Source organism: Microbacterium sp., assembly GCF_036823965.1.
Lineage (GTDB): Bacteria > Actinomycetota > Actinomycetes > Actinomycetales > Microbacteriaceae > Microbacterium.
The window spans coordinates 250473-272047 of the sequence record NZ_DAITBE010000002.1; the positions used below are offsets into that span (position 1 = coordinate 250473).

General features: G+C 69.1%; 21 protein-coding genes. 16 read left to right on the forward strand and 5 right to left on the reverse strand.

The window, feature by feature from the left end; all coding sequences use genetic code 11:
• Positions 1-102: 102 nt before the first annotated feature.
• The 9 genes from V7Z82_RS05460 (at position 103) to V7Z82_RS05500 (ending at position 8711) form a co-directional block, all read left to right on the forward strand.
• A complete protein-coding gene (locus V7Z82_RS05460) occupies positions 103-1035 on the forward strand; it encodes a 1,4-dihydroxy-2-naphthoyl-CoA synthase (protein ID WP_334148813.1) in 933 nt (310 codons plus the stop codon).
• Between the two features lie 18 nt (positions 1036-1053).
• Positions 1054-2211, forward strand: coding sequence for an AMP-binding protein (locus V7Z82_RS05465; protein ID WP_334148815.1), 1158 nt, complete (start codon positions 1054-1056; stop codon positions 2209-2211).
• Between the two features lie 19 nt (positions 2212-2230).
• Entirely contained in the window at positions 2231-3022 is a 792-nt protein-coding gene (locus V7Z82_RS05470; protein WP_334148817.1) for a class I SAM-dependent methyltransferase, read from the forward strand.
• Between the two features lie 69 nt (positions 3023-3091).
• A complete protein-coding gene (locus V7Z82_RS05475; RefSeq protein ID WP_334148819.1) occupies positions 3092-4291 on the forward strand; it encodes a sensor histidine kinase in 1200 nt (399 codons plus the stop codon).
• A gap of 28 nt (positions 4292-4319) precedes the next feature.
• Entirely contained in the window at positions 4320-4955 is a 636-nt protein-coding gene (locus tag V7Z82_RS05480; RefSeq protein ID WP_334148822.1) for a response regulator transcription factor, read from the forward strand.
• 197 nt (positions 4956-5152) lie between these two features.
• Positions 5153-5914 (forward strand): ABC transporter ATP-binding protein, encoded by a 762-nt coding sequence (locus V7Z82_RS05485; RefSeq protein WP_334148824.1) that lies wholly within the window; start codon positions 5153-5155, stop codon positions 5912-5914.
• Positions 5911-7368: an ABC transporter permease gene (locus tag V7Z82_RS05490; protein WP_334148826.1), complete on the forward strand. Its 1458-nt coding sequence runs from the start codon at positions 5911-5913 to the stop codon at positions 7366-7368. Before V7Z82_RS05485 ends, V7Z82_RS05490 begins: the two co-directional genes overlap by 4 nt.
• A 58-nt stretch (positions 7369-7426) precedes the next feature.
• On the forward strand, positions 7427-8053 hold the full coding sequence (locus tag V7Z82_RS05495; protein WP_334148828.1) for a 2-phosphosulfolactate phosphatase: 627 nt from the start codon (positions 7427-7429) through the stop codon (positions 8051-8053).
• A 160-nt stretch (positions 8054-8213) separates the two neighbouring features.
• Positions 8214-8711 (forward strand): DUF3054 domain-containing protein, encoded by a 498-nt coding sequence (locus V7Z82_RS05500; RefSeq protein WP_334148830.1) that lies wholly within the window; start codon positions 8214-8216, stop codon positions 8709-8711.
• Between the two features lie 29 nt (positions 8712-8740).
• Here V7Z82_RS05500 and V7Z82_RS05505 read toward each other — a convergent pair whose 3' ends face one another.
• From V7Z82_RS05505 to V7Z82_RS05520, 4 genes are all read right to left on the reverse strand, one after another.
• Positions 8741-9229 carry a SprT-like domain-containing protein gene (locus V7Z82_RS05505; protein WP_334148834.1) on the reverse strand — a complete coding sequence of 163 codons (489 nt, stop codon included), beginning with the start codon at positions 9227-9229 and terminating at the stop codon, positions 8741-8743.
• A 56-nt stretch (positions 9230-9285) separates the two neighbouring features.
• Complete coding sequence (locus tag V7Z82_RS05510) at positions 9286-9813, reverse strand: hypothetical protein (RefSeq protein ID WP_334148836.1); 528 nt, start codon at positions 9811-9813, stop codon at positions 9286-9288.
• Positions 9814-9882: 69 nt separating this feature from the next.
• Positions 9883-10743 (reverse strand): spermidine synthase, encoded by an 861-nt coding sequence (locus V7Z82_RS05515; protein ID WP_334148838.1) that lies wholly within the window; start codon positions 10741-10743, stop codon positions 9883-9885.
• 32 nt (positions 10744-10775) lie between these two features.
• Complete coding sequence (locus V7Z82_RS05520) at positions 10776-12035, reverse strand: LCP family protein (RefSeq protein ID WP_334148840.1); 1260 nt, start codon at positions 12033-12035, stop codon at positions 10776-10778.
• A 147-nt stretch (positions 12036-12182) separates the two neighbouring features.
• Here V7Z82_RS05520 and V7Z82_RS05525 point away from each other — a divergent pair, with 147 nt between their 5' ends.
• From V7Z82_RS05525 to V7Z82_RS05545, 5 genes are read left to right on the forward strand one after another with little or no spacing between them, the layout of a single operon-like run.
• Entirely contained in the window at positions 12183-13475 is a 1293-nt protein-coding gene (locus tag V7Z82_RS05525) for a sugar ABC transporter substrate-binding protein (RefSeq protein WP_334148842.1), read from the forward strand.
• Between the two features lie 15 nt (positions 13476-13490).
• Positions 13491-14468 carry a carbohydrate ABC transporter permease gene (locus V7Z82_RS05530; RefSeq protein ID WP_334148846.1) on the forward strand — a complete coding sequence of 326 codons (978 nt, stop codon included), beginning with the start codon at positions 13491-13493 and terminating at the stop codon, positions 14466-14468.
• Positions 14465-15298: a carbohydrate ABC transporter permease gene (locus V7Z82_RS05535; protein ID WP_334148847.1), complete on the forward strand. Its 834-nt coding sequence runs from the start codon at positions 14465-14467 to the stop codon at positions 15296-15298. The genes V7Z82_RS05530 and V7Z82_RS05535 overlap by 4 nt, the downstream gene beginning before the upstream one ends.
• Positions 15295-16779, forward strand: a complete 1485-nt coding sequence (locus tag V7Z82_RS05540) for a glycoside hydrolase family 3 N-terminal domain-containing protein (RefSeq protein WP_334148850.1) — start codon at positions 15295-15297, stop codon at positions 16777-16779. Before V7Z82_RS05535 ends, V7Z82_RS05540 begins: the two co-directional genes overlap by 4 nt.
• Positions 16780-16790: 11 nt before the next feature.
• Complete coding sequence (locus tag V7Z82_RS05545; protein WP_334148852.1) at positions 16791-17675, forward strand: MurR/RpiR family transcriptional regulator; 885 nt, start codon at positions 16791-16793, stop codon at positions 17673-17675.
• A gap of 21 nt (positions 17676-17696) precedes the next feature.
• On the opposite strand, the gene V7Z82_RS05550 is transcribed toward V7Z82_RS05545, so the two are convergent.
• Positions 17697-18617 (reverse strand): sugar kinase, encoded by a 921-nt coding sequence (locus V7Z82_RS05550; protein WP_334148853.1) that lies wholly within the window; start codon positions 18615-18617, stop codon positions 17697-17699.
• A gap of 170 nt (positions 18618-18787) precedes the next feature.
• Between V7Z82_RS05550 and V7Z82_RS05555 the strand changes: the two genes are divergently transcribed.
• A complete protein-coding gene (locus V7Z82_RS05555) occupies positions 18788-20461 on the forward strand; it encodes an ABC transporter substrate-binding protein (RefSeq protein ID WP_334148855.1) in 1674 nt (557 codons plus the stop codon).
• Positions 20462-20549: 88 nt separating this feature from the next.
• Complete coding sequence (locus tag V7Z82_RS05560) at positions 20550-21554, forward strand: ABC transporter permease (protein ID WP_334148857.1); 1005 nt, start codon at positions 20550-20552, stop codon at positions 21552-21554.
• The last annotated feature ends 21 nt before the right edge of the window (positions 21555-21575 follow it).

Sequence of the window (21575 nt, forward strand, 5' to 3'; positions counted from 1 at the left end):
CCTGCCTGATCGGCTTCTCGGCCTGGGACATCGTCGACGGCTGGATCAAGGCGTGGCGCGCGTCGCGGCGCGCCGCGGCGGCGCAGGAATAGGCTGGATGCCGTGACCAGCGCATTCGTCTCCGACCTGTTCGATCCCGCCGAGTGGCAGCTCGCACCCGGCGCGGAGGACTACACCGACATCACCGCTCACGTCTCGGTCGACGGCGGGGTCGCTCGGATCGCGTTCAACCGTCCGGAGGTGCGCAACGCCTTCAGGCCGCACACGGTCGATGAGCTCTACCGCGCACTCGACATCGCCCGCCAGGACTCGCACATCGGCGCCGTGCTGCTCACCGGCAACGGTCCGAGCCCGAAGGACGGCGGCTGGGCGTTCTGCTCAGGCGGCGACCAGCGCATCCGCGGCCGCGATGGATACAAGTACTCGGAGTCGGACACGGCCCCCTCGACAGGTTCAGGGGCCCAGCCGTCGGCAGCCTCGCTCGGGCGCCTGCACATCCTCGAGGTGCAGCGCCTGATCCGCTTCATGCCGAAGGTCGTGATCGCGGTCGTTCCCGGGTGGGCGGCAGGCGGCGGCCACTCGCTGCACGTGGTGTGCGACCTCACGATCGCCTCGGCCGAGCATGGGAAGTTCAAGCAGACGGATGCCGATGTCGGCAGCTTCGACGCCGGCTACGGCTCCGCCTACATGGCGCGCCAGACCGGGCAGAAGTTCGCGCGGGAGGTGTTCTTCCTCGCCGAGGAGTACTCGGCGCAGCGCGCGTATGAGGCTGGCGCCGTGAACCGCGTGGTGCCGCACGCCGAACTCGAGCGAGAGGCGCTGCAGATGGCGCGCACCGTGCTCACGAAGTCTCCGACGGCCATCCGGATGCTGAAGTTCGCCTTCAACGCCGTCGATGACGGTCTCGTCGGACAGCAGGTCTTCGCGGGTGAGGCGACGCGACTCGCCTACGGCACTGATGAAGCGGTCGAGGGCCGCGACTCGTTCCTCGAGAAGCGCGATCCCGACTGGTCGTCGTTCCCCTGGCACTACTGATCGGCCGAGGACGCAGCCATGGTCAGCCTGATCCCGACCGATGCCGAAGACCCGGCGGTCCTGCTGGGCGCCCTGCATCGCGCGCTCGACGGCGGGCCGGCGATCGGCTTCGGGATGATCACGGACACCCCCGAACGCGTCTCGGACGGCACCGCAGCCGTGATCGCGACCTCGGGCTCGAGCGGCATCCCGAAGCGGGTCGTGCTGAGTGCGGAGGCACTGCGGGCGAGCGCAGAGGCCACGGCAGGACGCATCGGGAGCGGTCGATGGCTGCTCGCCCTGCCGGCGGGCTACGTCGCGGGGCTCCAGGTCATGGTGCGATCGCTGCTGGCCGGTACCGAGCCCGTCGCGCTGCCAGGGCGCTTCTCGCCCCGATCGTTCGCCGAGGCGACGCTGTCGATGCTGCGCCCCGCGGCCCGCTCGGGAACCATCCCGGAGCTGTACACGTCACTCGTGCCGGCGCAGATCTCGACGCTGCTGGATGCGGCCGACGACACCGCCGTCCTGGCTGCGCTGCAGGCGTATCGGGCGATCCTCGTCGGGGGCCAGGCGCTGCCGCACCCGCTGCGCGACAGCGCGGCCGATCTCGGCGTCAGGCTCGTGCGCACCTACGGCTCCACCGAGACGAGCGGCGGCTGCGTCTACGACGGCGTGCCGCTCGAGACGGTCGGCGTGCGGGTCGTCGATGGTGAGCTGCGCATCGCCGGCCCCATGCTCGCCGATGGCTATCTCGACGATGACGCACGCACGGAGCGCACCTTCGTCCGGGACGAGCACGGCATCCGCTGGTATCGCACCGGCGATCTCGGCCTCGTCGAGGACGGTGTCGTGCGCGTGCACGGGCGTGCCGACAACGTCATCGTGTCCGGCGGCATCAACATCTCCCTCGACCGGGTCGAGCGCGTCGTCAGACAGGTGCCCGGTCTGCATCAGGCCGTCGTCATCGGCGTCGACGACGAGCGGTGGGGTGAGGCATCCGTCGTCGTCGCGGCCCGCGGCGAGGCCCTGCGGCGCAGCGAATCCGAGCAGCTCGCGCATGCACGGGACGCGGTCGAGGCCGAGCTCGGCAAGCCGGCGCGGCCGGCGCGGCTGATCCTGGTCGACGAGCTCCCTCTGCTGGCGTCAGGCAAGCCCGACCGCGAGGCTATCCGCGCAGCCGTCGCCGAGCTGCGCTGACCCCTGCCAGACTGATCGCGTGGCCACCTACACGCATGGACATCACGAGTCCGTCCTCCGATCGCACAACAGCCGCGGCATCGCCAACTCCGCCGAGTACCTTCGTCCCTTCCTGCAGGCATCGACGAGGCTGCTCGACGTCGGTGCCGGCCCCGGCACGATCACGGCCGAGTTCGCCGGCATCGTCGCCCACGTGACGGCGACCGAGATCAACGACGAGGCGCTGTCGCTCTCGCGAGAACTCGCCGCCGAGCGGGGCCTGGAGAATCTCGACTTCTCGATCGAAGACGTGCACGGGCTCTCCTTCGCCGATGACTCGTTCGACGTGGTGCACGCGCACCAGGTGCTGCAGCACGTCGAGGATCCGGTGCAGGCGCTGCGTGAGATGCGCAGGGTCACGGCTCCCGGCGGTATCGTGGCAGCGCGAGACGCGGACTACGCCGGTTTCCACTGGTTCCCGCTGCTGCCGGCGCTCGACCGATGGCTCGAGCTGTACCGTGCCGCGGCGCGAGCGAACGGCGGCGAGCCGGATGCCGGACGCCGCCTGCTGTCGTGGGCGCGTGCAGCCGGCTTCGAGAACGTCACCGCGACCGCCTCGACCTGGTGCTACGCCACACCCGAGCAGCGCGCGTGGTGGGGAGGCATGTGGGCCGACCGCATCCTCGAGTCCGCCCTCGCCAGGCAGCTCGTCGACAGCGGCATGGCGACGCGGGATGAGCTGCAGGAGATCAGCGACGCCTGGACCCGATGGGCGGATGACGGTGACGGCTGGTACCTCGTACCGCACGGCGAGATCCTCTGCCGCGTCTGAGCCGACCTCTCGCCGCGGATACATCCGCAGGCGGACGACCCGCGCCCGCCGCTCGCGTAGCGTGAAGGGGTGATCCGCCCCATCTCCCGCGCCTGGCTCGTCGTCGACATCATCGGCGCTGTGGTCGGGTTCGCCATCACCACGCCGTTGACGTTCGTCATGGGCGCGGCGGGGCTGAGCGCGTGGATCACGGACCCCGGCACTGCCTCCGTCGCCTACATCGTCGTCGGCGTGATCCTGTGGGGCGCCGCAGCGATCGCCCGCCTGTCGCCCGTGCTGGCGCTGGGCGTCGCCTGGTTCGGCGCGGTGCTGCAGATGTCGCTGGGCCTCCCGCCATCCGCCTTCGACCTCGGCATCCTCGTGGTGCTGTTCGCGACCGCCGCGTGGGGAACCAGCCGCCTGCTGTGGATCGGTGGGGTCTCCGCGCTCGTGGGCGGCGTGATCGGCGGCGGCTACTTCGGCGTCGTCTGGTCGGGGGAGCTGCTGACGGATGCCGCGAGCGCCATGCGCGCCGCGGCGATCGCAGCCCTGCTGGCATCCGTGTTCGTGCTCACGATGGTGATGTCCTGGGGCGCCGGATTCCTGTGGCGCGTGATCATCAGCGGTCGGGCGACGCAGGCCGCACGGATGCAGGCGGAGCTGCGCGCCGCCGAGGAGCAGGAGCGGGTGCGGATCGCGCGCGACATGCACGACATCGTGGCGCACTCGCTCGCCGTGGTGATCGCCCAGGCCGATGGTGCGCGCTACGCAGCCGCCGCCGAGCCTGCGCTCGCCGCCGAGGCGCTCGGCACGATCTCGCAGACAGCGCGCGGCGCGCTCTCGGACGTGCGGATGCTGCTCACCCAGCTGCGCCATCGGCAGGGGGACGGCCCGCAGCCGACACTCGCCGACCTCGAGAACCTCTTCGCACAGGTGCGTCATGCCGGTATCGAGCCGCGGATCACGGTCGATCCGATGCCGCCGGGGGAGCCGCCAGGAGCGATCCAACTCGCCGTGTACCGCATCCTGCAGGAAGCGCTCACGAACGCGATCAGACACGGTGACGGCGCGGTCGACGTGCACCTGGCATGGCTGCCCGACCGCGTCGAGGTTCGGGTGAGCAACACGGTCTCGACCGACACCAGGCCCGGCCAGGGCGGACACGGGCTGATCGGCATGCGCGAGCGGGCGCAGCTGGTCGGCGGTACTCTGCAGGCGGAGCGCCGAGGAGCGCAGTTCCTCGTCGACGCGTCGCTCCCGATCGGGTCGGGCCAGGTTGCTCCACGATGACCGTTTCACCAGCAGAAGGTTCCAGCACATGATCAGAGTCGTCCTCGTCGACGATCAGGCGCTGTTCCGCGCCGGCATCCGGATGCTCGTCGCATCGCAACCCGACCTCGAGGTCGTAGGAGAGGCCGGTGACGGACGAGAGGCGCTGCATGTGGTGCGCACGACGCGGCCGGACGTCGTGATGATGGACATCCGGATGCCGGTGATGGACGGCATCACCGCGACCGCCGAGATCCTCGCGCAGCCGGATCCGCCGCGCATCGTGATGCTGACCACGTTCGACCTCGATGAGGCCGCAGCGCGCGCCATCCGGCAGGGGGCAAGCGGCTTCCTGCTCAAGGATGCCGATCCGGAGTTCCTGCTCGCCGCGATCCGCACGGTGCACGCAGGTTCGAGCGTGATCGCAGCATCCGCCACCCGTGAGCTCTTCGCGCATTTCACGGATGCTCCGAAGCCGGCACCGGCCGCCTACGGGTCGCTGACCGACCGCGAACGCGAGATCTTCGCGCTCGCCGCCCGCGGGCTCTCGAACGCCGAGATCGCCGGGCGCGAGTACCTCAGCGAGGCGACGGTGAAGACGCACATCAGCCGCATCCTCGCGAAGCTGTCGCTGCGCGACCGCGTGCAGCTCGTGGTCTTCGCCTTCGAGCACGGCCTCACCTGACCCCCGCCCTCTCCTGCCGACCATTCCCCTTCCGTGCGACCCGGCCCGTTGTCGACGCACACAACGGGCCGGGTCGGTGGCAAGGGGCATGGTCGGCACAGGGGAGGGGAGCGGATGCCGGAGATCATCCCTGCGATGTATCGGTATGCTCCGGGCGGGCGACGCGCGCATGGGCGGCGCTCCGTAGCGTCGATGACATGGAGATCACGACCACCGACCTCGGGCTCGCCGCCCGCGTCCAGCACCTGAAGAAGACCTACGGCACGGGCGAAGGCACCGTGCACGCGCTCGACGATGTGAGCGTCGGCATCCGCCGCGGACAGTTCACCGCGATCATGGGGCCGTCCGGCTCGGGCAAGTCCACCCTCATGCACATCATGGCCGGCCTCGACAGCCCCACGGAGGGGCGCGCCTGGATCGGCGACACCGAGATCACCGGCCTCGGCGACCTCGACCTCACGCTGCTGCGCCGCCGTCGCGTCGGGTTCGTCTTCCAGTCGTTCAATCTGGTTCCGACGCTCGATGCGCTCGGCAACATCCTGCTGCCGTTCGAGCTCGACGGTCGGCGTCCGAGCGCGATCGAACGCGCGAGGATCGACGGCCTGATCGAGACGCTCGGTCTGACCGGCAGGCTGCACCACCGTCCGCACGAGCTCTCCGGCGGACAGCAGCAGCGCGTCGCGATCGCCCGTGCGCTCGCGACCGGCCCCGACCTCGTCTTCGCGGATGAGCCGACCGGCAACCTCGACTCGAAGACCGGCCGCGAGGTGCTGCGGCTGCTGGCGACCGCCAGCCGCGAGCACGGCCAGTCCATCGCGATGGTCACGCACGACGCCATCGCCGCCAGCCACGCAGACCGTGTCCTGTACCTCGGTGACGGCCGCATCGTCGCCGACCACCCTCGCCAGACCGCCGAGCAGATCTCGGCCTACATGCTCGCAGCCGAGGTGGCGGCATGACCGCCGTCGCGACCGTCGTCCCGCAGACCGCGGCGACCGGGCCCCGCTGGCGGTGGCTGCGCGATCGCGGCATGGGCGCCAGCATCCTGGTGGCTGCGCTCTCTGCCGCTTTCGGCGTCTTCCTCGTCGAGATCACCGCCTACATCGGCGCCGTGCTGCAGGCAGATCCGTTCATCGGCGACAGCGAGACGCTCGCGATCGTCGTCGGCCTGCTGTCGGTGCTGCTGACGGCCGTCGCGATGTACGTCGCGGCGATCGTGACAGCGAACACCTTCTCGACCATCATCGCGGGCCGCACCCGGCAGATCGCGCTGCTGCGGCTGATCGGGGCGACCGCACGCTCACAGCGGGCGGAGGTCGGCAGGCAGGGGCTCGTCGTCGGAGTGATCGGCGCGGTGCTCGGTCTGCTCGCCGGCCTCCTGATCTCGGCGGCCGGCGTGCAGCTCGGCACACAGGTGCTCGGCGCCGACGCGGCGGGGTTCACGCTCGCGCAGCCGGCGCTCGCCCTCCCGGCATTCGGTGTGGCGCTGACCACGTGGGCCGCGGCCTGGGTCGGATCCCGCCGCGTGCTCGCCGTCACGCCGTTGCAGGCGATCGGCGGCTCGGTCGAGCGGACGCACGACGATCTGTCCGGCCGTCCCGGTCGGCACATCGGTGCCTGGGTGCTCCTGATCGCCGGCGCGGCGCTGCTCGTCGGCGGCGTGCTGGTCGGGTTGATCACGCCGCTCGGCGTGGTCGTCGCCTTCCTCGGCGGCGTGCTCTCGTTCACGGGCCTCGCACTCGGCTCGGTGCTGTTCATGCCGCCGATCCTGCGTCTCGTCGGCCGCATGTTCGGGTCGAGCGCCACCGCGCGCCTGGCTGCGGAGAACGCGCTGCGGTACCCCGAGCGCTCCTCGCGGATGGCGATCGGCGTGGTCATGGGCGTCACCCTGGTCACGATGTTCGCGGTCGCCCTCGAATCTGCCAAGCGCCTGATGATGAACCAGCAGGGCGACGTGCCGGACGAGTTCTTCGCGCCGTTCGACGCCTTCGCCTCGATCATGATGGTGCTCGTCGCGGTGTCCGCCGTGATCGCTGCCGTCGGGCTGGTGAACCTGCTGACGATCGGCGTCGTCCAGCGTCGCCGTGAACTCGGACTGCTGCGCTCGATCGGCCTGTCGAACCGGCAGGTGCGCCGCATGGTGCTGCTCGAGGCGACGCACATCACGGTCGCAGCCACGCTGACCGGACTCGTGCTCGGCGTCGTCTACGGGTGGATCGCCGCGCAGTCGGTGCTCGGCTCGGTGCCGACGCTTCCCGACTTCACCCCCGCCGGACTCGTCGCCCCGCAGATCCCGTGGATCCCGGTCGCGATCATCGTCGTCGCCACGGCGGTGCTCACGCTCGTCGCAGCCGCGACCCCGGTTCGCCTCGCCACGCGGGTCGCCCCGGTCGAGGCGCTCGCCGCGGACTGAGCCGCACCCGCCCGTGCGCTGCATCCACGACGGGCGGGCGCGCGCCTAGGCTGGACGGATGCCGTCGCCGTTCGATCAGTCCACGTATCAGGTCCGCCTCGACTGGGGCCTCGCCGGCCTCGAGCGGCTCGCCGCCACGGATGTCGTCGTGATCGTCGACGTGCTGCACTTCTCGTCGCGAGTCGCGGACGCCGTCGCCGAGGGCGCGGCCGTCGATCTGGCTGAGGCCGGAGAGTGGTCGTCCGACTCCGTCGCCCCGGCGATCGCGGTGACAGCGGCCGCGAGCGGCTCGACGGTGCTGGTCGGCGGCATCCGCAATGCGAGCGCCGTCGCCCGTGCGATCCAGACCATCCAGGAGCAGCGGCAGGCGCGCACCTCGGTCGCGCTGGTCGCGACGGGGGAGCGGGATGCCTCGAACGACGTGCGCTTCGCAGTCGAGGACCAGCTCGGTGCCGGTGCGATCATCGCCGCGCTGACCGACCTCGGCATCGATCACACCGCACCGGATGCTGCCGTGGCGGCCGAGGGATTCCGCGCACTGCGCCGGGCGCTGGGGCATCTGCTCTCCGCGAGCGGCTCGGGTCAGGATGCAGCGGATGCCGAGTTCGTCGCCGCTGCCGCGAAGCTCGACGCGATCACCGCTGTGCCCGTGTTCCGCGAGCGCGGCTTCACCGCCTTCGTCTGACCTGCGCTCACCTTCCCTCTCGCGCTTCGGAGATCTGCCGAATCTCGGAGCCGCGTGGCCGAGTTCGTCCGCGATCCTGCAGATCTCCGAGATTCCGCTGCTCCCGCGGCGCGCGCGCCCGCATCCTGGCCTGCCCGGGATCCGCGCGTAGGGTCGGGGCATGAGGTACCTCCCCGCAGTGATCGTCGATGTCGTGCTGGTGCTCGTGTTCGCTGTGATCGGTCGGGCGTCGCACGATGAGAATCCCGCGGGGTTCCTGCTCACCGCCTGGCCGTTCCTGGTCGCGCTGCTCCTCGGTCATGCCATCGCGGCGCTGCTGCCAGGTCGACCGCGCCAGCCCTGGTCAGTGCTCTGGGGCCTGGTGGTGTGGGTGATCACGGTGATCGGCGGGATGCTGCTGCGCATCGCGACCGGCGATACGGCGCAGGTCGCGTTCATCATCGTCGCGACGCTGACCCTCGGTGTGTTCCTCGTGGGCTGGCGCGCGTTGACGGCGCTGCTGCGACGGCGACGCGCGGCCGCGGTCGCGCACGAGCAGGACGACCTGCCGGATGGACCGGAGACGGAGCAGTGGACGGATGCCGAGGCATCCGTGTCGCGAACGCCAGACGCCGATGCCGACGAGCAGCCATCGGATCCCGACCGCCCAGCATCCTGACCCGATCCCAGTCGGAACGGCCGTCGTGCTCAGCGGGGCATCTGCGCTGCGAGCCTCGTATCGGTCGTGATCTCGCGCCGCGTCCAGTCGAAGAGATACCTGGCGTCGTACGACCGCGAGCAGCGTGCGCATGACGTCGGACGCGTGGGCCGCCGATGCCGGTACGTCAGGTGCCCTGCTGGGCACCGGCCCACCCATGGCGCCAGCTCGACCGCCGTTTCGCCGTGATGCGTCGTGCCGCCGACGTAGCCGAGCTCTCGGGCCGTGCGCTTCCAGGCCGCGCCGTGCGCAGCCGCATGTCCGGCGAGCGCGTGCGCGACCTCGTGCAGGAGCACCTGATGGATCTCGTCGTCGTCGAAACGCGCTGCCAGGTACTTCGACACCGTGATGCGCTTCTTCGAGTAGTCGCACTGTCCTGCACGACGCTTGGCATGGTCGAAGCCGAAGCTCCAGGACGCATCGAGATGCATCTTGATGAGTGCCTCGCCCCAGATGCGCACACGGTCAAGTTCGGCCATGCGATCAGGCTAAGCCATGCCACCGACACCGGCGCTCGCGACGCCGCCGAGTGGGGTCAGCCCGCGATCAGCTGCCCGCTCCTGCGGCGCTCCGCCGCTTCGATCGCCAGCAGGACGACCTCGAGGTCGCGGTCGGCCGCACCGGCTTCCCTGCGCAGGAACAGCGAGCGCTTGAAGCTCTCGCGCGCCACGTCGTAGTCGCCGGCGTCGTAGGCGTTCTTGCCGTGGTGGTGGTGCGCGAACGCGGCGATGGAGACCCACCGCTGCCCCTCGGCCTCATCCGCGCACGTGGCGAGCTCCTGCTCGGCGGCGGCGTATGCCCCGCGGTACTGCAGGATCGTCGCGTGCAGCACGCGGGCACGCAGCACGTCCTTGCGGGTGCCGGCCATGCGTGCCTGGCGCACGGCCTCATCTGCGAGCGTGAGTGCCTCGTCGAGGCGTCCGAGCACCTTCAGCAGCCACACGCGCTCCAGCAGCGCCGGCAGGCTGCGCTGGTTCTCGATCTCCTCGAGTCGTGCCGCGCACTCAGTGACATCGACCAGTTCGCGGAGGTCCTCCTGGTCGTATCCCCGGATGAAACTCATTGCTCTCCTTCCGCAGCGCCCTCGTCCAGTCTGCCTGGCACTCGCGCCCTCGCCGAGACGGCGCGCCCGTCAGCGCAGGAACAGCGAGGCGTCCGGTCGAGGGGAAGCGACGGCATCCGCATCCGTCACGACCCTGGCCCCCTGGGTGAATGCCTGCACTTCTGCGCCCTGGGCGATCTTCGCCGGGTGCGGACCCGCCGCGAGCATGCGCGGCAGCCACTCGGTCGGCAGCGGAGCGGCCGAGGCGGCGATCACGAGGTTGCCGAACCTTCTCCCCTTGAGCACCTGCGTGTCGGCGAGGATGCCGACCTCTGGCAGCACCTCGGCGATCGTCGCGACCTGTCGTCTGGCGAAGGCGAGCCCAGGGCCGTCTGCGACGTTCACGAGCAGCACGCCGCCGGGAGCGAGGAGTGCCGAGAGCTCGCGGTAGAACTCGACGCTGGTCAGGTGCGCTGGCGTCTGTGCGCCGGAGTAGACGTCGGACACGACGAGATCGCAGCTCTCCGTGAGCGCTCCGGGCAGGCGACGGATGCCCTCACGGGCATCGCCGATGCGGATGCGGATCGACGCACCCTGTGGAAGCGGGAGGTTGTCGCGGACGAGCTGCACCAGCGGCGCCTCGAGTTCGATCACCTGCTGCCGGGACCCGGGTCGTGTGGCGTCGATGTACCGCGGGATGGTCATCGCTCCGGCACCGAGGTGCACAGCGGTCAGCGGGCCCGCCGCGAGCTGGTCGATGACCGCGCCCATCCGCACGATGTACTCGAAGTGCAGGTGCGTCGGGTCGTCGAGGTCGACGTGCGACTGCGGGGTGTCGTCGACGATCAGCTCGAACCCGCTCGTGAACTCCGAGGGGATGACCCGTGCGATGCCGCCGTGGTCCAGTCGGGCCTGCGGGTGCTCGGTGTCTCGTGTTCGCGTCCGGCCCATGGCACGAGCCTACGGCGTCACGCGGGCGAGGATCAGTCCTGCCTGCCGTTGGCGCAGGTCTCCTGGTCGGCCGTCTGTCCGGAGATGTTGGGGGAGAGGGTGGCGCGCACATCTGGAGCCTCGGTCGACGGGGCTTCGGTCGACGGGGCCTCGGTCGACGGAGGCACTGCCGGGTCGGGTGCAGGTTCGACGAGTTCCACTCCGCCGTTGTTCGTCACATCGCCGGTGAGCTGCAGGGACTGCCCCGCTCGCAGCGCATCCCAGATGGTGGCCGCCGCATCCCAGTCCGGCACTCGCCTGTTGCTGTCATCCGGATCCTCGAACACGGGGTACTGCAGGAATGCGAAGTCGGAGAACGGCACGTTCTTGATCGAGAGCGCCAGCTGCGCGAGGCGGATCGGGTTGCCCAGCTCATCGCTCGGCTCGATGTTGTCGGCGATCGTGTTCGCGAGGCCGATCACCTTGCCCGGGTCGGTGAGCACCTCGTCGCTCATGATCTTCTTGACGAGGCGCGACATGTACTGCTGCTGATTCGAGATACGAGCGAGGTCGCTGCCGTCGCCGACGCCGTGGCGGGTTCGGATGAACTGGAGCGCCTCGACTCCGGACACGGTGCGCATGCCAGCCGGCCAGTCGATGCCGGTCTGCCCGTCGCGGATGCCGTCGCCTCCGATGCAGACGTCGACGCCGCCGATCGCGTCGGTGACCTCCATGACGCCGTCGAAGCCGATTTTCGCGGCGAAGGGGATCGGGATGTCCGTGAGGTCGGTGATGGTCTTGGCGACACAGGAGAGTCCGGCGCGCTGGTAGATCGCGTTGATCTGCGTCTTGCTCGTCGCGGACACGACGGAGCCGTCCGGACGCGTGCATTCCGGCGTCTCGAGCATCAGGTCGCGGGGGAAGGAGACGACGGTGACGGTGCGAGGCTCTGCCGAGACGTGCACCAGGAGGTTCACGTCGTTGAGCACCGAGCCGTCCGCCTCGGAGCACCGCTTGCCGAGCAGGCTCGTCGAGACCTCACCGCACTCGTCGGTGCCGAGGATGAGCATGCTGAACTCGCCGGGGTACGCATCGATCGTCGGCGGCTCGACCTCTGGCGCGTCCTCGAGGGTGACCGCGCCGTCGTTCACGCGATTGAAGAGGTCGACCACGATGAACGCTCCGACCGCGATGGCCGAGACGACCACGACTGCGAGGCCGATGCCCAGGAAGCGGAGGAACGTGGAGAGGGCGCTTCTGGTCGGGAGCGGCGCGTGTCGTGCGACCGTGTCCCGCTTGTGACTGCGGACCATGCCCGCGAGCCTACCGTTGGAAAGAGTTGTCACGACCGGGTGACGATTCTGAGAAGAACTTGCAGATAATTAGTTAGTCGTAAATACTTTTCCTACTGGCGAGCACCCGATGCCCGCGAACGTCATTTCAAAGAGGAGATCTTCCTGATGCACAAGCGCATTCTTCCGGCCCTGGCGCTCGGCGCCGCGGCCACGCTCGGTCTGGCCGCCTGCGCGGGTGGCGGCAGCGACGCCGGCAGCACTGACGGAGAGGGCCAGGAGCTCACCGTCTGGATCATGAAGGGCACGAACCCCGACGCATCCGCCTTCTACGACGAGGTCTCCACGGCCTTCGAGAAGGAGACCGGCGCCACGGTCAAGATCGAGGAGATCCAGTGGGCCGACGCGCACGATCGCTTCGTGACGTCGATCGCCGGCGGCACCACGCCGGACATCGCGGAGACCGGCACCACCTGGACCGCTGAGTTCGCCGACGCCGGCGCGCTCGAGCCGCTCGACTCCTACGTCGACGCCGAGAAGGGCCTGCGCGACGACCTCGTCGAGGGCCTCGCGGTCGCCGGCACCTACGACGACGAGCTCTACGGCATGCCGTGGTACGCCGGCGTCCGCTCGATCGTCTACCGCGCCGACGTGTTCGAGGAGCTCGGACTCGAGGCTCCGAAGACCTGGGACGACATCGTCGCCGCAGGCGAGGCCATCAAGGCCGCCCACCCCGAGATGATGCCGTTCCCGGTCGCGGGCGACGCCGAGTTCCAGGTCTACCCCTGGGTCTGGGGCGCCGGCGGAGAGATCGCCACGAAGGACGGCGACACCTGGACCAGCGAGCTCGACAGCAAGGAGTCGCAGGCCGGCATCGAGTTCTACACCGGTCTCGCCACCGAGCACGGCTTCTCCTCCGCGGGTGCGACCACCTGGAAGGAGACCGACCTCCGTGACGCGTTCACGCAGGGCAACGTCGGCATGATGCTCTCGGGCTCCTGGACCCCGAAGACGCTCATCGAGGCCAACCCCGACCTCGAGGGCAAGATCGGCGCGGCGGTCATCCCCGGCGAAGACGGCGGCATCGCTCCGTCCGTGCTCGGCGGATCGCACCTCTCGGTCTTCAACACGACGAAGAACGCCGACCTCGCGTGGGAGTTCGTCAAGCTCATGACCACCGGCAAGTTCGCCGAGCAGTGGTCGAACGAGACCGGATACTTCCCGGGCGTCCAGTCCGCGATGGAAGAGGCCCTGGCCTCGACCGATCCTCTCGTCGCGCCGTTCGCCGAGCAGATGGTCGACGGCGGAGCATCCGTCCCGGTCACCCCGAACTTCGGAGCCGTCCAGGCGAAGAAGACGACCAACTCCATGATGCAGGCCATCCTCAGCGGGCAGAAGGACGTCGCCACCGCGACGAAGGACGCCGCAGCCGAGATGACCGAACTGCTCAACCAGAAGTAAGGAAGCCTTCCTTCCATGTCGATGGTGCAAGCGCCTCTGCCGGCCACGAAGACGGAGTCGACCTCCGCCTCCGTGGCCGGCGGCCGGCCGCGCAAGCGAGGCCTCTCGCTCGTCGCGGCCCGCCCCTGGCTCCTCCTCGCCCCCGGGCTGATCATCCTCGCGGTGCTCATGCTCTGGCCGCTCGTGCAGGTCTTCATCTACTCGCTGCAGGACTACGGTCTTCGCGAGATCAACACGGGTGAGAGCAACTGGATCGGGTTCCAGAACTACATCGAGGCGCTCACCAATCCGACGCTCTGGACGGTGGTGCTCCCGAACACCGTCGGGTTCGCCGCGGTGGCCGTGTTCGTCACGGTCGCCGTCGGCACGCTGGTGGCGCTGCTGCTGGCGCGACTCGGCACGGTCTGGCGCACCATCGTCTCCAGCTGCATCATGGTCGCGTGGGCGATGCCCGCCGTGACCGGCACGTACGTCTGGACCTTCATCTTCGATGCCGACCGCGGCATCTTCAACTCCGTGCTGCGGGACCTCGGTCTGATGGACGGCTCGGTCAACTGGTTCACGAACCAGTGGTCGTTCTACGCCATCGTGCTCCTGAACGTCGTCCACCACGGCTTCCCGTTCGTGGCGATCACGGTGCTCGCCGGCCTCCTCGGCGTCTCGAAGGAGATGCTCGAAGCTGCAGCCCTCGACGGCGCAGGCGCCTGGCGCCGCTTCTGGAAGATCATCTTCCCCACGCTCAAGCCCGTGTTCTCGGTCGTGATCATCCTGTCGACGATCTGGGACTTCAAGGTCTTCGCACAGGTGTACCTGATGCCCGGCGGTGGCGGAGGCAACCGCTCGGTGCTGAACCTCGGCGTGTGGTCCTACGTCGAGTCGTTCGGTCAGAACCGCTACGGCTTCGGCGCAGCGCTCGCGGTGCTGCTCACGCTCGTGCTGATCGGCATCACCATCGTGTACATCCGATCCCTCATGAAGGAGGACGAGCTGTGAACCCCCGCGCCTCTCTCCGTTCCCGCATCGGCATCGGGATCGCGGTCGCGGCCGTCCTGATCTTCACGCTGTTCCCCGTCTACTGGATGGTCTCCAGCGCGTTCGACAAGAAGGCCTCCAGCGGTGGGCAGTCGCTGCTCCCGCAGGAGTTCACCTTCGACAACTTCGCCTTCGTGCTGACGGAGGGCGGCTTCGGCACCTTCCTGCGCAACTCCGCCATCGTGGCAGTCGTCACGGTGCTCGTGAGCGCCCTGGTCTGCCTGCTCGCCGCGGTCGCCGTCGCCCGGTTCCGCTTCAAGTTCCGCACCACGGTGCTCATGATGATCCTCGTGGTGCAGATGGTGCCGCTGGAGGCACTCGTCATCCCGCTGTTCCTCCAGGTCAAGAGCCTCGGGCTGCTGAACAGCATCCTCGGGCTCATGGTGGTCTACATCGCGCTCTCACTGGCGTTCGGCATCTGGATGCTGCGCGGCTTCGTCGCCGCCGTCCCGGTCGAGCTCGAGGAAGCCGCCTACATCGACGGCGCAAGCTGGTGGCGGATGTTCCGCTCGATCCTGCTGCCGCTCGTGATGCCCGGTCTCGTCGCGACGAGCATCTTCAGTTTCATCACGGCCTGGAACGAGTTCATCTTCGCCATGACGATCCTGGGCGCGGAGACCGACCAGTACACGGTCTCGATCGGTCTCAAGTCGTTCTTCGGCCTGTTCGCGAACGACTGGGGCAGCATCATGGCCGCGTCGACGATCATCACCCTGCCGGTCATGGTCTTCTTCATCATCGTCCAGCGCCGCCTCTCGGCCGGCATGGTCGCGGGTGCGGTGAAGGGATGAGCGACGACCTCACCCGTCTCGCGAACGGTGTGCTGTGGCCCGGCTTCTTCGGCACCGAGGCTCCGGCCTGGCTGCTCGAAGAACTGCGCGACGGCCTCGCGGGCGTCGTCTACTTCGGGCAGAACATCGGCGATGGTCTGCCCGCGCTGAGCGCGTCGATCCTCGCGGCCAACCCGGATGCCCTGATCGGGGTCGACGAAGAAGGCGGCAGCGTCACCCGGCTCGAGTCGGCCGAGGGATCGACGATCCCCGGGGCGGCGCAGCTCGGACTCCTCGACGACCTGATCGCGACCGAGCGCACCGGAGCGGAGCTCGCTCGCCGGGTGGCCGCGGTCGGCGCCAACGTCGTGCTCGGTCCGGTCGCCGACGTCAACACCGACCCCCGCAACCCGGTGATCGGCGTCCGCGCCTTCGGCGACGACACCGAGCTGGTCACGCGTCATGCCATCGCGGCGATCGACGGCATCCAGGACGGCGGGGTCGCGGCGTGCGTCAAGCACTTCCCCGGCCACGGCGACACCCACATGGACTCGCACCACGCGCTGCCCGAGATCTCCCTCGACATCGAGGAGTACGAGCGGGTGCACCTCGAGCCGTTCCGTGCCGCGATCGAGGCCGGTGTCGACTCGGTCATGACCGCGCACATCGTCGTCCCCGCGTGGGGCGAGGCGCCGGCGACATTGAACCCCCGAGTGCTCGGCATGCTGCGCGACTGGGGCTTCGAGGGCGTCATCATCACGGATGCGCTCGACATGGCCGCGATCCGCGAGACGGTCGGCATCGGCGGGGGAGCAGCACTCGCCCTCGCCGCCGGAGCCGATCTGCTCTGCATCGGCAACCCGACGAACCCGGGAGACGCCGCCCTGCCCGACCAGGACCTGCGCGACTTCCTCGCAGCCCGTGACGGCATCGTCGAGGCGCTGCGTGACGGCTCGCTCACACGAGAGCGCGTCGAGCAGGCCGCCGCCCGGGTGGCGGCACTCGCGGCGAAGCTGCGTGCGACGGCCTCGGATGCCATCCCGACTGCCGATGACTTCGACGCAGCGTCGATCGTCCGACGCATGATCTCGGTGACCGGCGACGAGCCGGACACCGCATCCTCGCTCACCGTGGTCGACGCCCGTCGCCGGTCAACCCTCGCTGTGGACAGTGCGGCGTCGTATGTCGCAGGCTCCCTCGCCGGCGACGACCGGCGCGTGCGCCTCGACGTCGCGAGCACCGAGGTCGCAGAGCAGGACCGCATCCTCGACGAGATGACCGCCGCCGCCGGCACCACGGTCATCCTGATCGATCGTCCGGACACCGACGCCGCGCAGCGTGCGCTGGTCGAACGGGCGGCCGTCCGCGATCCTCGTGCTGTCGTCGTGAACGTCGGTCTGCCGACCAGGACGCCGCTGCCGCTGCCGACGGTCGAGGTCGCTGCGGCGAGCCGCGTCGGCGCGCAGGTCGCGCGCGAGAGACTGCTCGGCAGGACAGGCTGAACGGACCCTCGGTGGACGCAGACGTACTCGCACTGGTGCGACGCTCGGTCTCACGACTGAGCGCCGCAGAGGCGCGCGTCGCGGAGACGATCCTCGCCGATCCCACGCTGGTGATCGACCTGGCGATCAACGACCTGGCGAAGCTCTGCCGGACCTCGTTGTCGACCGTCGCGCGCTTCGCCCAGTCGCTCGGCTTCAGCGGCTACCGCGAGCTGCGGGTCGCGGTCGCCCGAACGGTCACGCTGGAGCAGGCGCAGCAGGCGCGGTTCAGTCTCGACACCACGGCGATCGACCCTGAGGACGAGCCGATGGCGATCGCCGCGAAGCTCGCGGCCCAGGAGATCGATGCGATCGAGCGGACGGCCCTCGGGCTCGACGCGGTCGCGCTCGATCGGGTCGCCAGGGCCGTCGTCGCCGCGCGCCACATCGATCTCTTCGGGCAGGCGGCGTCATCGCTGACCGCGCAGGACCTGCTGCTGAAGCTCTCGCGCATCGGCTGCTCCGTGACGCACTCGGCTGACCCGCATCTCGCGGTGACCACTGCCGCGTTGCGCGGGGGCGACGATGTCGCGATCGCCTTCTCGCACAGCGGCGAGACCGTCGAGACGCTGCGGGCGCTCGAGGTCGCCAGGGATGCCGGCGCGCTCGCGGTCGCGGTCACGAGTGTCGGCGAGTCATCGCTCGCATTGGCCGCCGACGTCGTGCTGCTCACCCACGCGCACGAGTCGCCCTTCCGGATGGCCGCGATGTCGAGCCGGATCGCTCAGCTCGCGCTGGTCGACGTGCTGTTCGTCCGTGTCGTGCAGCACCGCGGTGAGCCCGTGGTGATCTCGCTGCAGCGGACGCATGATGCTGCGGTGCCGCGTCAGCGCGCGCAGCCGAGCGTCGAGGGCTGACCGCAGGCTCGAACGGCGTGCTCAGCCGATGTGATCGCGGGTGCTCGCGAGCGCTCGTGCCGCGATGCGATGCGCGCGGGCCAGGCTGCCGGTGAGCGAGAGCCCGGTGAGGATGCCGGCGAGGAATCCGGCAGCGAAGGCATCGCCGGCCCCGACGGTCTCGACCACCGGGGTGTCGACGGCATCGCTGTCAGCGCGCTCGGCTCCGTCGAAGGCCACCGCGCCGCGTGGATCGGTGAGCACGAGGTATCGAGGCTCCGCGAGCAGCCCGCGGAGCTCCTGCGGGTCGGCGGTGCCGAACACGGCCTCGGCATCCGACCCGGTGCAGAACACGACGTCGGCGCGATGGGCGAAGTCGGTGAGCACCGCCCGACCCTCGGCTTCGCGGCCGCGCCACAGCACGGGTCGCCAGTTGAGGTCGAAGCTGAGCACCTGATGCGCCCGACGTTCGGCGAACAGCGTCTCCTGCGCAGCCAGCGCGGAGTCGGACAACGCTGGCGTGATCCCGGAGACGTGCACGAGTGCGGCGGACTCGAGCACAGCGGATGCCGCCGGTGCGGCGAGGGTCGCCGGCGACATCGCCGAGGCGGCGGAACCGGTCCGGTAGTAGTGCATGGCGCCGTCGACCGCGCCGTCCGGACGCGGCACCAGCTCCTTGACGTACAGGCCGGTCGGCGCATCCGGATCGATCTCGACCGCGGTGTCGTCGACCCCGTGCCGACGCAGCTCCGCGGTGAGGAAGCGCCCGAAGCCGTCATCGCCGACGCGGGATACGACGGCGGTGCGGACGCCGGCGGATGCGAGTGCGATGGCGGTGTTCCATTCGGCTCCGGCGAGGGACCGATGGAAGGTGCGGCAATCCTGCAGGGGCCCCGCGGTCGCGGCCACCAGAGAGATGAGGCCCTCGCCGATGCAGACGGCGATCGGGGCGGAGTCCGGCACGTTCTGGACACTACCGGATCGCGAACAGGCGATTCACGTCGATACCGGATCGAGATACGCAGGTGGTTGGTATCTGTGGATCAGCTGGGTAGCGTCGAGGCATCACCGTGACCCGAGGCGCAACGGCTTCGGGCACGCGCAACGAAGCGCCCGACAGGGAAGGTCACACAATGCACCAATCAGTCACGCGTCGGCGAGGTCTCATCGCCGTCACCGGAGCGACACTCGCCGCTCTCGTCCTGGCAGGATGTGTCGCCAGCGAACGGAACGACGATGCAGGAGAGGGCTCCGGTGATGTCGACGGCACGTTCGTCTTCGCCGCATCCTCGGATCCGGCCAGCCTCGACCCCGCATTCGCGCAGGACGGCGAGACGTTCCGCGTCTCCCGCCAGATCTTCGAGGGTCTGGTCGGCACCGAGCCGGGCACCGCGGACCCGGCTCCGCTCCTCGCAGAGAGCTGGGAGTCGTCGGAGGACGGCATGTCGCACACGTTCGCGCTGAAGGAGGACGTGACCTTCCAGGACGGCACGCCGTTCAACGCCGAGGCCGTCTGCGTCAACTTCGACCGCTGGTACAACTGGACCGGTCTTGCCGCCTCCGAGGCGTTCGGCTACTACTACAACAAGCTCTTCAAGGGGTACGCCTCCACGCCGGAGGACGCCGTCTACAAGTCGTGCACCCCTGATGGCGACTACTCGGTCACGATCGAACTGAACAAGCCCTTCGCCGGCTTCGTCGCCTCGCTGTCGCTCCCGTCCTTCGCGATGCAGAGCCCCTCTGCGCTGCAGGAGTTCGGTGCGGATGAGGTCAGCGGCTCCGCCGAGGCGCCGGTGCTCTCCGAGTACGCGATGGGCCGCCCGGTCGGCACCGGCCCGTACCAGTTCGAGGAGTGGGCTCCGGGCGAGCAGGTCAGGCTGAAGTCGTACGACGGCTACTGGGGTGACAAGGGACAGGTCTCCGAGATCATCTTCCGCACGATCGACGACCCGACCGCACGCCGCCAGGCGCTCGAGTCCGGATCGATCGACGGCTACGACCTCGTCGGTCCCGCCGACACCAAGGCGCTCGAGGACGACGGCTTCACGATGGTCTCACGGCCGCCGTTCACCATCCTCTACCTCGCCTTCAACCAGGCGGTCCCCGAGCTGCAGGACCCGAAGGTGCGCGAGGCGCTCTCGTACGCGATCGACAAGGACGCCCTGATCACCCAGGTCCTGCCTGAGGGCACCGAGAAGGCGATCGAGTTCGTGCCGCAGGTCGTCAACGGATACAACCCCGACGTCACGACCTACGACTTCGACCAGGACAAGGCCAAGTCGCTGCTCGCCGAGGCCGGCTACACCGAGGCCAATCCGCTGAAGCTGACCTTCAACTACCCGGTCAACGTCTCGCGTCCCTACATGCCGGACCCCGAGCAGATCTTCACGGTGCTGTCGTCGCAGCTGGCCGAGGTCGGCGTCGAGACCACCCCGGTCTCGGAGGAGTGGGTCGAGTACCTCGACCGCACCACCGGCACCTCGGATCACGGCATCCACCTGCTCGGCTGGACCGGCGACTACAACGACACCGACAACTTCGTCGGCGTCTTCTTCGGTCAGCAGAGCTCCGAGTGGGGCTTCGACAACCCGGAGCTCTTCCAGAAGCTGACGGAGGCGCGCGGCGTCTCCAACCTGGATGAGCAGACCGCGCTCTACGAGGAGATCAACGAGGATGTCGCGCAGTTCATCCCCGGCGTCCCGCTCGCGCACCCGGCGCCGACCCTGGCGTTCGACCCGCGCGTGAAGAGCTACCCGGCCAGCCCCGTGAACGACGAGGTCTTCACCGACATCGTCCTCACCAAGTAGGTCTGACCATCTGAGGTGCCGTGTTCCGGTCCCCGCGCATGTCGTGGGGACCGGAGCACGGCGTACCTTCCGATCATCGGAGATCTCTTTGCTGCGCACCATCAGCAGACGTCTGCTGTTCCTCATTCCCACCCTGTTCGGCCTCAGCGTCCTGCTGTTCGCCTGGGTCAGGGCCCTCCCCGGTGGACCGGCGGTCGCACTTCTCGGTGAGAAGGCGACACCGGCGGCCATCGCCAGAGTCAACGAGCTCTACGGCTTCGACAGGCCGCTGCTCGAGCAGTACTTCGTCTGGATCGGTCGCCTCCTGCAGGGTGACTTCGGCACCTCGATCCAGACGAACCGGCCCGTCGTCGACGAGTTCCTCCGTCGGTTCCCCGCGACCCTCGAGCTGAGCGTCATGGCGTTGATCTTCGCGATCGGCGTCGGCATCCCGCTCGGCTACTGGGCAGCACGCCGGCACGGCAAGTTCAGCGATCACGCATCCGTGGTGCTGAGTCTGGTCGGCATCACCATCCCGGTGTTCTTCCTGGCGTTCATCCTGAAGTACGTCTTCGCGGTGCAGCTCGGCTGGCTGCCGTCGGACGGCAGACAGAACCCGCGAATAGACGCCACCCATCCGACGGGGTTCTATGTCTGGGACGGGCTGATCACCGGCGAGTTCGACGCGGCATGGGATGCGATCCTGCACCTCGTGCTGCCGGCACTCGCGCTGGGCACGATCCCGCTCGCGATCATCGTCCGCATCACCAGGGCCAGTGTGCTCGAGGTGCAGAACGCGGACTATGTGCGGACGGGACGCGCGAAGGGCGTCGGATCGAGCACGCTGCGCAACCGCTTCATCCTGCGCAACGCCATGCTGCCGGTGATCACCACGATCGGTCTGCAGACCGGACTGCTGATCTCCGGAGCAGTGCTCACCGAGACCGTGTTCGCCTTCCCGGGCATCGGATCGTTCCTCGCGAGGGCGATCTTCACCCGAGACTTCCCGGTGCTGCAGGGCTTCATCATCTTCATCGCGATCGCGTACGCCCTCATCAACCTCGCGGTCGACGTGTCGTACAGCTTCATCGACCCGAGAGTGAGGGTGCAGTGATGTTCCTCATCGATGCTCGAA